The following is a 13,023-nucleotide window of genomic DNA, read 5'->3' on the forward strand; positions in this document are numbered from 1 at the left end:
GAGCTGGTATGACTAAACGATATGAGTATGAAAAGGCAGTAGAAACGCTAAACGAATGGGCGAAGGCGTATTATGAAAATGATACGCCTATTGCGAGTGATGAAGAGTATGATGCTCTGTATCGTTGGGTGGTAGAATTTGAAGAGAAATATCCAGAAGAGATCTCGCTATTTTCACCTACATTGCGTATCGGCGGAGCTGTGAGTGATGGATTTAGTAAGGCCTCGCACATAAAGCAAATGTGGAGTATGGAGGATATTTTTAATATTGATGAGCTAAATGCTTGGCTAAAACGCGGTGAAAAATGGGGGCGAAAATTTGTTGTTGAACCTAAATTTGATGGAGCTAGCTTAAATTTACTCTATGAAAATGGCATTTTAGTACGAGCTATCACGCGTGGAGATGGACTAGTTGGTGAAGATGTAACGATAAATGCTAAGACGATAAAATCCATACCACTTAAAATTTCATACAACGAGCGTATAGAGATCCGTGGCGAGGTCGTGATAAAAAAGAGCGACTTTGACGCAATAAATGAAGAGCGAGTTAAAAATGGCGAAGTGGTGCTTTCAAATCCTAGAAATGCCGCAGCCGGAAGCTTGCGTCAGCTAGATAGTAGTGTGACATCAAAGCGAAAGCTACTATTTATCCCTTGGGGGGTGGGTGAGCATAGTCTAAAATTTACACGACATAGTGAGATAATGGGCTTTGTACGTTCTCTTGGTTTTAAGCGTGATGAGTTTTTCAAAGTTATAAGTGCAGATGAGATAGAAAATGCATACAATGAGCTTTTACTAAAACGCGATAGCAAGGCGGTTATGCTTGATGGTATGGTAATTCGCGTTGATGATATAAAAGACTGTGAAGAGCTTGGATATACAGTTAAGTTTCCTAAATTTATGGTCGCTTTTAAATTTCCAGCGATCGAAAAAGTTACGCGTTTGGTAGATATTGCTTTACAAGTAGGACGGAGTGGTGTCGTTACGCCTGTTGGCATACTTGATGAAGTTATGATAGATGGGGCTAGAGTGCGTTCCGCAACACTACATAATTTTGATGAGATTGCACGACTTGGTGTGATGAAAAACGACTACGTTTCAGTTATTCGTTCAGGCGATGTGATACCAAAAATTACAAATGTATTTAAAGATCGCAGGGATGGCACTGAGCAAATTATCGAGCGACCGAAGTTTTGCCCTGAGTGTGGTTCACATCTGCTTGATGAGGGTGTGTTTATCAAATGTCAAAATCTTGACTGTAAGGCACGAGTTGTCGCATCTATCATTCACTATGCATCTAAAAAGTGCCTAAATATCGATGGTTTGGGTGATGCGATTATAAATTTACTCTATGAAAAGAGGCTGATAACTCGTATTATAGACATTTATTTGCTTAAATTTGAAGATTTTTTAGGACTTGAAGGCTTTAAAGATAAAAAAATTTCAAATTTATTAAATGCAATACAAATGAGTAAAGGTTGTGAACTATCACGATTTATCACTGGCCTAGGGTGTGAACATATCGGTGAAGTAGCGGCTAAAAAAATAGCTGAAAATTTTGGTGATGAGTGGCTTGATGTAAGTTATAACGAGCTTATAAGTTTAGATGGATTCGGCGAAGAAATGGTGAAAAGCTTTGTTGAGTTTAAAGATGTTAATCGTAATAGCATCTTAAATTTATTAGCTATCGTAAAACCAGTGGCAAAAAAGATTCAAACAATACAAAATGCATTGAGTGGTAAGAGCTTTGTTATCACCGGTACTCTAAGTCGCCCACGAGATGAGATTAAAGTTGAGCTTGAAAGCTATGGAGCCAAAGTTGTCGGCTCAGTTTCTAAAAAGACGGACTTTGTTTTAGCTGGCACAGAGGCTGGAAGTAAGCTAGAAAAAGCAAATGAGCTTGGTGTTCGTGTGATAGATGAGAGCGAGTATGAGAGATTAAAGGTGTTAGATAGTAAAGATGAGATTTGATAACTTTGTTGCACAGCGGTTAAATATCAGCAGAAATAAGGCTAGTGAGCTGATAAAATCGAGTAAAGTTATGCTAAACTCACAAATTTGCAATAAGCCTAGCTTTGAGTGTGAGAGTGGCGAGATAGCACTGCTTGATGAGGTGTTTGTTGGGCGTGGAGCATTGAAACTTAGGGCATTTTTAGATGCTTTTAATTTTGATCTTAAGGACAAAACGGTTCTTGATATAGGTAGCTCAACTGGTGGTTTTATACAAATTTTATTACGACAAGGTGTTAAAAGTGTAGTCGGCGTAGACGTCGGAGAGCATCAGCTTGACGATAGTCTAAGAGCTGATGAGCGAGTAAAAATTTACGAAAATACCGATATTAGAGCCTTTGAAAATGAGTTTAAATTTGAGCTTATAACTTGCGATGTCTCTTTTATATCGGTAGTTGAAATTTTAAACGCAATAGATACAAATGCCGATAAAAACGCAACTATTATCATACTTTTTAAGCCACAGTTTGAGGTTGGCAAAGATGCAAAACGTAGCAAAAAAGGCGTTGTAACGGATAAAAATGCTATCGCCGCGGCTATACGTAGATTTGAGATTGCGGTAAGTTCACTAAAATGGATTAGGATCGCACAAGCGGAGTGTGAGATAAAAGGAAAAGAAGGTAATGCCGAGTTTTTTTACGCTTTTAACAAAGGATAATATAACTGCCATTGCGATAGGGCATTTTGACGGTGTTCATCGTGGACATAAACAGCTACTTAAACGGCTTGGCGAGTTCGGTGGGCTGGTTGTGATAGATAAAAATAAGGCAAATATCACACCAAAGCTAAAACGTGCAGAGTATTCAAACTATCCCTGTTTTTTGTATGATTTTGAAAGTATAAAATCACTTAGTGGTGAGGAATTTATCGACTTACTTAAACGGGATTTTAAAAATTTAAAAAAGATAGTCGTTGGATATGATTTTCGTTTTGGGCGAAATAGGGCGTGGGATAAGCACGATTTAGCCCGGATATTTGACGGAGAGATTGTAGTAGTTGATGAGTTTTGTTTCAACGGTAAAGGAGTGCATAGCTCTGCTATACGTGAATATATAAAAAATGGCGAAATGCAAGAGGCTAATGCACTTTTAGGACGCGAATACTCAATGGAAGGCGATGTTATTAGCGGTCAAGGGCTTGGTTCAAAAGAGCTCGTACCGACGTTAAATTTGGCAGTTGATTGTTATATAGTGCCAAAACCTGGTGTTTATGCTACGCGAACACGCATTGGCTATAAAACTTATGCATCCGTTAGTTTCATAGGCAATCGCCTTAGCACAGATGGCAAATATAGCATTGAAACACACCTAATAAACGAGGACATAAAGATCACACCACGCCATATCGCAGTATGTTTTATCGCTAGAATGCGTGATAATATAAAATTTAACAGTCTTGCTGAGCTTAAAATACAGATAGAGCGAGATATAAAAGATGTAGCAGGTAAGACACTAGTTTGTCAGCTTTTTGTAGATGGTGCAAAAAATGAGAGATGAAATTTTTAAAGAGCCTATAAAAAAGCATTTTGAATTTGATGATTTCGTTGTTAGTGTCTTTGATGATATGATAGGGCGGAGCGTGCCATTTTATGATGTTAGCGGTAAGCTTATAGCACAAATTTTAGCAAAATTTTTACATCAAAATGCACGCGTGATAGATCTTGGTTGCTCCACTGCTACAAGTTTACTTTTACTTTTTGGGCTACGTAGAGATCTTAAGCTTTTTGGCGTGGATAGCTCAGAGGCGATGATCGAAAATGCACGTAAAAAATCCGCTGCATATGGAGCGAAGATAAATTTTAAAGTTGGTGATATTTTAGAGTGCGAGTTACATGATTTTGATGCTGTTATGATGAACTACACTCTTCAGTTTATCCGCCCTATACGTAGAGCCGAGCTAGTAAATAAAATTTATAATGCACTTAATGAAAACGGATTATTTGTTTTTAGCGAAAAGATAATTTATGAAGATAAAAAATTTGCTAAAGATATAATAGAAATTTATGAAAATTATAAAGCCGAGCAGGGCTACACACGCTACGAGATCGCTCAAAAACGTGAAGCACTTGAAAATGTCCTTATCCCTTATACCGAAAATGAAAATCGCACTTTAGTCCTTGAGGCTGGATTTAGACGAGTGGAGAGCGTGTTTAAGTGGGGAAATTTTATGAGCTTTGTAGCGTTTAAATAAAATTTTGCGTCATTTAATGTATAATACGAGAAATTTATAAAGGGTAAAAATGAATAAAATTTTACTTATAAATGGTGGTAAAGCGTTTTGGACATCTGGAGGTAAACTTAGCGATACGCTTTGTGAAGTTGCGAAAGAGACACTTTTAGGGCTTGACAAAGAGGTAAGTGAAACCATTATAGATAAGGGTTATGATAATGACAAAGAGGTGGAAAAGTGGCTATCTGCGGACGTTGTGATATGGCAGATGCCAGGATGGTGGATGGGTGAGCCTTGGATAGTTAAAAAATACATTGATGATGTTTTTAGTGCTGGTGGACTTAAATTTATAAAAAGCGATGGCAGAAGCCATGTAAATCCTGCGATCAATTATGGCAAGGGCGGTTTGCTAAAAGGCAAAAAATATATGTTCTCTCTTACTTGGAATGCACCGATTGAGGCATTTACTTGGGAAAATGAGTTTTTCGGCGGTGTTGGTGTGGATGGCGTTTATATGCACTTACATAAAGCTCACGAGTTTATCGGTATGAGTGCATTACCGACATTTATCTGCAATGATGTTATTAAAAATCCGCAAGTTAAAAAATATATCTGTGATTATAAAGCACATTTAATTAAAATTTTTAATTAATTTTTAGAGGTTTAGTCTTTAAGTCTTCATTTTTAAAACTTACTAAATTATAGTATAATTACTAGAAAATTAAAGAGATATTTGATGGATTATGAACTTTTAAAAAAACAAATCGAACGCATAAAGGATGATCTTAGCATATATGATAATGTAAATATAGATGAGATCAAGCCGAGTACGGACCCAATAGAGTTTAATAAAACTGCTGAAATATTACGCCAAAAGGTACAAAAAGCTAGACGTGAAGGTGATTTTTTCAAAAATACATTTAATAATGATGAGTATTATGAAAATATCAGCTCATATCTAAATCAAACAAAAATGAGTATATACCATAAAATAGAAAAAGAGGGCGTTAGTCTTGAGGCGAATAAAAATTTGCACCAGAGCATAGAAATGATAGAAAATATCATAGAAATTCTCGTGGTTGAGTATCAATTTTTAACAAAAAAAGATAAAAATAGCATATTTTCTACAAATTCTAGTCAAAGAGTTAAGATTAGAACGCTTTTAAACGAGTTGGTGGCTATAAAAAATAGAGTGCAAAAGATTATACATTTTGATTCTAAGATTGTTGCAAATGTTATTTTAAAGGAATTTAAAATGATATTTACATTTTTTTCAAACTGTATAATAGTTGCTAAAAGTCGTCAAGATGAGCTTTTGCTTGTTGAGATCGCAGGTATAACAGATAAAATAATGAGTATGATAATACCGGTTTTTAGTAATAAAAAAAGCTTAAAAGTAAATGAACTTATCTACCACTATCTTATCTATGAGCTACGCGAGATCAAGGCTAATGCGATAGGTGAAAGACTAGCTTAAAATTTTATCTACTATATTGCTTGTGCCGTTTTGGCTTATGATAGTTTTAAGTATATTTGAACTTGAAGCTATATCAAAATTTGATATTAAGCTAAATATCTCGTCTTTTTCTATATTATCACCATTTTGTAGACAAATTTTAGCGATGTTTTTATTAAGTAGAAATTTAGCATTGTGATATTGGTGATTACCAGCTGCATATGGAAATGGCACAAATATTGTGGGTAATGCATTTGCACAAAGCTCCCAAAGTGAGCTAGCCCCAGCACGACTGATACAAAGATCTGCAACACTCATTTTTTGTTCTATCTCTTTGCTAAAGTCAAAAAGCTCGACATCATTATCATCTAAGCCAAGTAATGCATATCGTTGTTTTAATTCATTAAATGCATTTTTACCACATTGATGGATTATTTTTATCCCTTTTTGCTTGAGATTTAAAGCTAAATTTATAGCTAGTTCGTTTATAGCTTTTGCTCCTTGTGAACCGCCTAAAAAAAGTATAGTTTTAAGCTCATTTCGTACTCTAGCACTCTTAAAAAATTTTTCACTTACTGGATAATCATATGGCAAAAACTCATCATAAGAGCTAAAAAATCCTTTTGCAAATGGTTTTAAAATTTGATTAAGCTTACCAGTAATGGCATTTTGCTCGTGGATAAAAAGTGGGGTGCGAGAAAGTAGGGCAGCAAATGCAGCAGGTGCAGCAGAGTAGCCACCTACACTTATGACCTTAGTTACGTTATTTTGTTTAAAAATTTTACAACATTTTAAAGATAAACTTATAATTTTTAAAAGCGATTTTACCTTTTCTAGCCCTCGTTTATTTACAACGCCACTACTTTGTAGGAAAAATTTTTTGCTAAAAATTTCTGAGTTTTCAAACCACTCTTTATCTTGTCCCTGCGTTGAGCCGATAAATATGGGCTTTATGCCTCGTGAGTTTAACTCTTCAGTCAAACTTCTAGCTATAGCTAGATGTCCACCAGTTCCACCACCGCTAACAACTATCATAATTTTGCCTTTTTGCTAACCATTAAAACCATACCAATGCCGATACAAAGAGCTAAGATTGAGCTTCCACCGTAGCTTAGAAATGGCACTGCGATACCTTTTATGGGAGTTATGGATGTGATACCGTAGCTATTCATTAAAAATGAAAATGATATAAGTAGCCCGACACCGAGTGAGAATAGATGATAGACCTTGTTTTCACTCCTCGCTGAAACTCTAAAAATTCTATAAAGAAGCATAAGTATCAACGTTACTATGCATAAAATACCAACTACACCGATCTCTTCTGCGATACCAGCCAATACAAAATCTGTATGCACTTCGCTTAAAAATCCAAGTTTAAAAACACCAGCTCCAAGCCCTTCACCAAAAAATCCACCGTGTTTTATAGCATTTAGTGAATGTGAAATTTGATATGGCTCTGGTGCGTCAGCTACACGAAGCACGTCAGCTACACTTTCTGGCAATATAGACAAAACCATACCTTGTATCGTTCCCCACCATGACTTTATACGTAAAATCCGGTGTTCTGAGCTGATAATGGCGATGACTGCCAAAAATGTTGCCACTAAAAAACCTATACTAAAAATTTTCATACTTGTCCCAGCAAAAAGTGCCATCATAATGAGTGTAAGTGCTAAAACTACAACTTGTCCTAAGTCATTTTGAAGCACAGCGATAAGGTAAACCACGATGAGAAAGACAAACATATATGGCAAAAGTAGTTTGAGCTCTTCTTTAAGACTTTTTTTACTCTCGTCAATCTTGCGTGCAAAGCTCCACGCTAAAAAATATACAAAACCGATCTTAAAAAACTCAACTGGTGCTAGTGAAAATCCAGGAAGTCTTATCCAGCGTTTAGCACCACCGGCATCTGTAACCATAGAGCTTGGTAGCACATACATAAGTCCCATAGCAACTATGCAAAATCCAAAAAGCCCAAACCCCAGCCATATTAATGCCTTGTCTGGATTAAGCTGCGAGATTATCCACATTAGAAATATCCCAAGAAAGCCGACTGCGAATTGCCGGATAAAAAAGTGGTATTCGCTATAATCAAAATACAAAACTGTAAAAACTGGTAAAGACAATGAAAAGATAATGCTAATTGTAATTAGCGTCGCACATATGTAAAATATAATCTTATCAGTTGTCAAAAAATTCACCTCTAAATTTAAAAGGCGATTATAATAAAATTTCACTTATGAATTCCTTGTTTTTTGCCTTTATTTGCTTAGATCTTGGGCTACTTGGGCGGCTAGTTTTAGTTTGTCGCTATCAAAGTGTGTATAAATTCGTGATGTGTTTAGACTTGAGTGTCCTAAGGCTTCTTGTACTAGCACCAGGTCTTTTTGCTTTTTGTAAAGTAGCGTTGCGAAAGTATGGCGAAGCATATGTGCTCCATTTTTCTCTTTGCGGATTCCTGCACGAAAAAGAATTTGCTCAACTATACGGCTTACATAAGCTTGGGTTAAGCGATTGCCTTTTTTATTGATAAAAAGATAACCTTCTTTGTTGATATAGTTTATCGCAATGGTATCAAGTAGCTTAACAATGAGTTCTTTTTTTATCATTACGATACGATATTTATTACCTTTACCACGAATTCTGATAACATATAGATCGCCTTCTTCTGTTATATCTTTACGTTTTATATTTAGAGCTTCACTGACACGCATACCCGTAAAAATGATAATTTTGATGATTAGTCGGTTTCGATTTGTATTTGCTTTAAAATCTACTTCATCGATAGCTATTAAAAATTTTTTGACCTCATCCTCGCTCATAAACTCAGGTAGCTTCTGTCCCCTTGCTCCGCTTATGCCACCCCAGTTTTTAAGAGCTATATCAAAGACGTGAGCGTTACCATTTTCTTCGTTTTGTCTATCTAAAAATGAGAAAAAATTTATCACTGAAATTCGGTAATTTTTTTTACTCGCATCACTCAGTCCACCTGTAACGCTTGCTAAAACTTCACTTAAAAGCTCTTCATCTATTTGTTTTAAACTTTCAAGCCCATAAAAACAGAGTGCTTCATAAATTTTTTTCAGCGGATTAAAGTAGGTATTTATGCCGGTTAATCCAGCGTTTCGTGCCATTTTAACTAAACCATCAAGCTCATCGATATTTGCCATCTGTTTGTTGAGTGCAAAATTTACATTTGTTAAAGATTTTGGATCTCGTAGCTCTTTATTTGAGAGTGAGCTAAGCTTAAATTTTATATAACGAGATAGCCAAAAAAGCATAGACTTTTCAAAACTATCTTTACAATCAAGTGCGTATTTCAAGAGCTTTCCTAGTTAGATTTAAATTTTGAAAATTATATACAAAATACGCTTAATTGCGTTATAATTACGTTTTTAAAAAAGGAAAATTTATATGAAAGTAGCATTTTTTGACTCTGGTATCGGCGGTCTTAGTGTGCTTCACGCTACTATAAAAAGGCTAAAAGAGATTGAGTTTTTATATTATGCTGATGTAGAAAATGTCCCTTATGGGCTAAAAAGTAGAGATGAAATTTTAAAATTTACAAGTGATGCAGTGAACTTTTTAATACAGCAGGATGTAGATGCTATTGTCATTGCTTGCAATACTGCAACTAGCGTAGCAATAAATGATCTGCGTGCTAAATTTGATCTGCCTATTATCGGTATGGAGCCAGCCGTTAAACGTGCGATAGATCTAAACTCAAATGCCAGAACACTTGTTATCGCTACTCCAGTAACGGCAAATGGCGAGAAGTTAAAAGGACTTTTGCGTCGAATAGACACAGATCACCTTACAGATGTTATCGCGTTACCGGAGCTTGTAAAATTTGCCGAAAATGAGGAGTTTAATGGGCGAAAAGTGTGTGATTATCTGCAAAGTAGACTAGAAAAATTTGATTTTTCGCAATACTCATCGCTTGTGCTTGGCTGCACTCATTTTAACTATTTTAAGGACACTCTACGTCAAATTTTACCACTAAAAGTTGCTTTGCTTGATGGTATTGACGGCACAATAAATCGTCTTATAAGTGAGACAAATCATTTAAATTTAGAAAAAAATGATATACAAAATAGTCAAAATATAGAATTCTTTTATTCAGGTAAAAAGGTAGAAAAGCAGAGTGAATTGGCTCGTATAAAACGGTATTTAGCTAGGCTTGAAGAGATGATTAAGATATGCTAAATCATATTTAACATATCATTCACCTTTTTAAATTAAAATTGCAAAAATCAATAAGAGTGAGATAATGAAGAAGTTTATAAAATTTATATGTTTTTTAGCTGTATTGGCAGTTGCCGGTTATTTTGTATATGATAGTTATTTTAAACCGGTTGAGCATATTGAGTTTATTACTAAAAAGGCTCAAAAAGGAGATTTCAGTAAAAAGATCATAGCTAATGGCGAGATTTTTGCTACAGAGCTTATTGATGTTGGTGCCCAAGTAAGTGGGCAGATAAAAAAGCTATATATAAAGCTTGGTGATAGCGTAAAGCAAGGTGATCTCATCGCTGAGATCGATAGCTCAACGCAGCAAAATACGGTTAATAACAAACAAGCACAGCTTGAAATTTATGAAGCACAGCTTGAGAGTGCAAAGGTAGTACTTGATATAGCCAAGACAAAATTTGAACGCGAGAAGGCACTTTTAGCTAAAAATGCGACTTCAAAAGCAGACTATGAAGACGCTAAAAACAACTATGCTTCAAGTGTGGCAAATCTAAAAGAGATAACATCAAAGATAAATCAAGCTAAAATAGAGCTAAGCACTGCTAAAATAGACCTTGGCTACACCCGTATCGTCGCACCAAAAGATGGCGTTATAGTTTCTGTTCAAGTAGAAGAAGGACAGACTGTAAATTCAGCTCAAACTACTCCAACTATCGTAAATATCGCTGATTTAAGTCGCGTAAAACTTAAAATGCAAATCGCTGAAGGCGATATAACAAAAGTTGGCGTCGGCACATCGGTAGAATACTCAATACTCTCAGAACCAACAACTAAATTTAAAACTACTATAAGCTCAATCGATCCAGCTCTTACTACGCTTAGCGATGGTTCATATTTGTCAAAATCAAGTAATAGCCCAAGTAGCTCAAGCTCCAGCAGCTCAGCTGTTTATTACTACGCACAAAGCATAGTTGACAATAGTGCTGGACTACTTCGTATAGGCATGACGACACAAAATACACTTCTAATAAACGAAGTAAAAGACGCCATCATAATTCCAACTATAGCTATCAAAAAAGAGCAGGGCAAGAACTATGTCTATGTGCTTAAAGATGGTAATAAAGCGGTTAAAACAGAAGTTATACTAGGTATAAGCGATAATCTAGACACCCAAATCATCAGTGGTATAAATGAAAATGATGATATTATCACATCTCAAAGTAGTTCAAGCGAGATCGCCAGAATGGTCCAAAAAGAGAGTAGAGGCATAAGGTGATAAACCTAAAAGATATACGTAAAAATTTCAAAGTCGGCGATAGCGATGTTGAAATTTTGCATGGCATAAATTTAGAGATAAAAAAGGGCGAGTTTATCGCCATCATCGGTCAGTCAGGCTCTGGGAAATCAACACTTATGAATATTTTAGGTTGTCTTGATAGTCCAAGTGATGGTAGGTATGAGCTTGATGGACGTGATATATCAAATTTAAGCTCTGATGAGTTTGCAGCTCTTAGGCGTGAAAAATTTGGTTTTATATTTCAAAGATACAACTTACTTATGTCGATGAGTGCTCTTGAAAATGTAGCTCTACCAAGCGTCTATGCAGGTATAAATAAAAAAGATAGAGAGCAAAAAGCTCATCAAATTTTAACATCGCTTAATCTTGATGATAAGGCTTTAAGTTTGCCAAATAAACTAAGCGGTGGTCAGCAACAACGTGTAAGTATCGCTCGTGCTCTTATAAATGGTGGTGAGATTATATTGGCCGATGAACCAACGGGTGCACTTGATAGTAAAAGTGGCATTATGGTAATGGATATACTTGTGTCGCTTCATAAACAAGGGCATACTATTATTGTAGTAACGCACGATCCAAAGATCGCCGAGTATGCAAATCGTGTTATCGAGATAAAAGATGGTAATATCATAAGTGACACGATAAAAAGCAGTGAAATTTATAGATTAGAAAAGCAAAAGGTAGTGCAAAAAAGTGCATTAATATACTATAAAGATCAGCTAATAGAAAGCTTTAAAATGTCTATAAGTGCGATGCTATCCCATAAACTTCGTTCACTTTTAACGATGCTTGGTATCATTATCGGTATCACATCTGTTATCAGTGTCGTAGCACTTGGACAAGGTTCGCAAGAGCAAATTTTAGCCGGTATCCGCAAAATAGGTACAAATACGATTGATATAATGCCAGGCAAAGGTTTTGGTGATATGCGTTCAGGACGTGTAAAAACACTAGTCATAAGCGACGCTGATATGCTTGCACGTCAGTCATTTTTAGACTCTGTTACACCAAATACCTCCACAACAGGCACATTGACGTTTGAAAATATATCGCTTAATGCTAGTTTGCGTGGTGGTGGATCTGGCACATTTGATGTTAATGGCTTAAAGCTAGAAAGTGGACGAATTTATGATGATGATGAGGTTGCGTCATCATCATCTGTGGCGGTAATAGATCAAAATACCAAAAAATCGATATTTGCTTATAAAGATCCGATTGGACAGATTGTAATGTTTAACAAACGTCCTCTTCGTATCATCGGAGTTTTGCAAAAAGATGACTTTACATTTGGTGACGCTAGCACACTTAAAATTTATATACCGTACACAACAGCGATAAATAAAATCACAGGCGATAAACACATAAGCTCGATAACCGCAAGAGTTAAAGAGAGCGTAAATGCCCAAGTAGCTGAAAAAAGCATAATAGAGCTACTGACAATAAAGCATGGTAAACAAGATTTTTTCACTCGTAACTCAGATAGCGTCAAACAAACTGTCGAAAGCACGATCTCAACGATGAGAATTCTCATCTCATCTATCGCTGTTATATCACTAATCGTTGGCGGTATCGGTGTGATGAACATAATGTTAGTCTCTGTAACTGAACGTACAAAGGAGATCGGCATCAAAATGGCTATTGGAGCAAGGTCTAGTAATATTTTACAGCAGTTTTTGATAGAGGCAGTACTACTTTGTGTCATCGGTGGTAGCATAGGCATAGCGTTATCTTATGCGATAGGATATGGATTTAGAAATTTTGGTGGCTTTATTATGATATTTTCAAATACGTCAATCGTTATTGCACTTGTTACGTCGATGATGATAGGTATAGTTTTTGGATATATGCCAGCACGTAATGCCTCACGACTAGATCCTATAGAGGCACTTTCAAGGGAGTAA

At 35.9% G+C, this 13,023-nt stretch carries 12 protein-coding genes; 9 read left to right on the forward strand and 3 right to left on the reverse strand.

Annotated features, from left to right (window positions below; all coding sequences use genetic code 11):
• Positions 1 to 8 precede the first annotated feature (8 nt).
• The 6 genes from ligA to KDE13_RS05885 all read left to right on the forward strand — a co-directional run bounded on the left by ligA (position 9) and on the right by KDE13_RS05885 (position 5,655).
• Positions 9 to 1,970 carry an NAD-dependent DNA ligase LigA gene (ligA, locus tag KDE13_RS05860; protein ID WP_212141167.1) on the forward strand — a complete coding sequence of 654 codons (1,962 nt, stop codon included), beginning with the start codon at positions 9 to 11 and terminating at the stop codon, positions 1,968 to 1,970.
• A complete protein-coding gene (gene tlyA, locus KDE13_RS05865) occupies positions 1,960 to 2,667 on the forward strand; it encodes a 23S rRNA (cytidine-2'-O)-methyltransferase TlyA (RefSeq protein WP_212141949.1) in 708 nt (235 codons plus the stop codon). The genes ligA and tlyA overlap by 11 nt, the downstream gene beginning before the upstream one ends.
• On the forward strand, positions 2,633 to 3,505 hold the full coding sequence (locus tag KDE13_RS05870) for a bifunctional riboflavin kinase/FAD synthetase (RefSeq protein ID WP_212141950.1): 873 nt from the start codon (positions 2,633 to 2,635) through the stop codon (positions 3,503 to 3,505). Before tlyA ends, KDE13_RS05870 begins: the two co-directional genes overlap by 35 nt.
• Positions 3,495 to 4,199, forward strand: a complete 705-nt coding sequence (gene cmoA / locus KDE13_RS05875) for a carboxy-S-adenosyl-L-methionine synthase CmoA (protein WP_212141951.1) — start codon at positions 3,495 to 3,497, stop codon at positions 4,197 to 4,199. The genes KDE13_RS05870 and cmoA overlap by 11 nt, the downstream gene beginning before the upstream one ends.
• 49 nt (positions 4,200 to 4,248) lie before the next feature.
• Positions 4,249 to 4,830, forward strand: coding sequence for an NAD(P)H-dependent oxidoreductase (locus KDE13_RS05880; protein WP_212141952.1), 582 nt, complete (start codon positions 4,249 to 4,251; stop codon positions 4,828 to 4,830).
• A gap of 84 nt (positions 4,831 to 4,914) precedes the next feature.
• Entirely contained in the window at positions 4,915 to 5,655 is a 741-nt protein-coding gene (locus KDE13_RS05885) for a hypothetical protein (protein WP_212141172.1), read from the forward strand.
• On the opposite strand, the gene murG is transcribed toward KDE13_RS05885, so the two are convergent.
• The 3 genes from murG to KDE13_RS05900 all read right to left on the reverse strand — a co-directional run bounded on the left by murG (position 5,647) and on the right by KDE13_RS05900 (position 8,957).
• Positions 5,647 to 6,669, reverse strand: coding sequence for an undecaprenyldiphospho-muramoylpentapeptide beta-N-acetylglucosaminyltransferase (gene murG, locus KDE13_RS05890; protein WP_212143105.1), 1,023 nt, complete (start codon positions 6,667 to 6,669; stop codon positions 5,647 to 5,649). The genes KDE13_RS05885 and murG overlap by 9 nt on opposite strands.
• Positions 6,666 to 7,826, reverse strand: a complete 1,161-nt coding sequence (locus KDE13_RS05895) for an FtsW/RodA/SpoVE family cell cycle protein (protein WP_212141174.1) — start codon at positions 7,824 to 7,826, stop codon at positions 6,666 to 6,668. Before KDE13_RS05895 ends, murG begins: the two co-directional genes overlap by 4 nt.
• Before the next feature lie 69 nt (positions 7,827 to 7,895).
• Positions 7,896 to 8,957, reverse strand: a complete 1,062-nt coding sequence (locus KDE13_RS05900) for a tyrosine-type recombinase/integrase (RefSeq protein ID WP_212141175.1) — start codon at positions 8,955 to 8,957, stop codon at positions 7,896 to 7,898.
• 91 nt (positions 8,958 to 9,048) lie between these two features.
• Here KDE13_RS05900 and murI point away from each other — a divergent pair, with 91 nt between their 5' ends.
• The 3 genes from murI (at position 9,049) to KDE13_RS05915 (ending at position 13,023) form a co-directional block, all read left to right on the forward strand.
• On the forward strand, positions 9,049 to 9,840 hold the full coding sequence (murI, locus tag KDE13_RS05905) for a glutamate racemase (RefSeq protein ID WP_212141176.1): 792 nt from the start codon (positions 9,049 to 9,051) through the stop codon (positions 9,838 to 9,840).
• 64 nt (positions 9,841 to 9,904) lie between these two features.
• The gene (locus KDE13_RS05910) at positions 9,905 to 11,101 is read left to right on the forward strand and encodes an efflux RND transporter periplasmic adaptor subunit (RefSeq protein ID WP_212143106.1); all 1,197 of its coding nucleotides are present in this window, start codon (positions 9,905 to 9,907) and stop codon (positions 11,099 to 11,101) included.
• Positions 11,098 to 13,023, forward strand: a complete 1,926-nt coding sequence (locus KDE13_RS05915; protein WP_212143107.1) for a MacB family efflux pump subunit — start codon at positions 11,098 to 11,100, stop codon at positions 13,021 to 13,023. The genes KDE13_RS05910 and KDE13_RS05915 overlap by 4 nt, the downstream gene beginning before the upstream one ends.

The sequence above is a fragment of the Campylobacter anatolicus genome, from assembly GCF_018145655.1.
In the GTDB taxonomy this organism is placed as follows: Bacteria; Campylobacterota; Campylobacteria; order Campylobacterales; family Campylobacteraceae; genus Campylobacter_A; species Campylobacter_A anatolicus.

Bases quoted from the DNA above. Each gene is read 5' to 3' on its own strand.
- ligA (WP_212141167.1), top strand. From the start codon at position 9: ATGACTAAACGATATGAGTATGAAAAGGCAGTAGAAACGCTAAACGAA.
- tlyA (WP_212141949.1), top strand. From the start codon at position 1,960: ATGAGATTTGATAACTTTGTTGCACAGCGGTTAAATATCAGCAGAAAT.
- KDE13_RS05870 (WP_212141950.1), top strand. From the start codon at position 2,633: ATGCCGAGTTTTTTTACGCTTTTAACAAAGGATAATATAACTGCCATT.
- cmoA (WP_212141951.1), top strand. From the start codon at position 3,495: ATGAGAGATGAAATTTTTAAAGAGCCTATAAAAAAGCATTTTGAATTT.
- KDE13_RS05880 (WP_212141952.1), top strand. From the start codon at position 4,249: ATGAATAAAATTTTACTTATAAATGGTGGTAAAGCGTTTTGGACATCT.
- KDE13_RS05885 (WP_212141172.1), top strand. From the start codon at position 4,915: ATGGATTATGAACTTTTAAAAAAACAAATCGAACGCATAAAGGATGAT.
- murG (WP_212143105.1), bottom strand. From the start codon at position 6,669: ATGATAGTTGTTAGCGGTGGTGGAACTGGTGGACATCTAGCTATAGCT.
- murI (WP_212141176.1), top strand. From the start codon at position 9,049: ATGAAAGTAGCATTTTTTGACTCTGGTATCGGCGGTCTTAGTGTGCTT.
- KDE13_RS05910 (WP_212143106.1), top strand. From the start codon at position 9,905: ATGAAGAAGTTTATAAAATTTATATGTTTTTTAGCTGTATTGGCAGTT.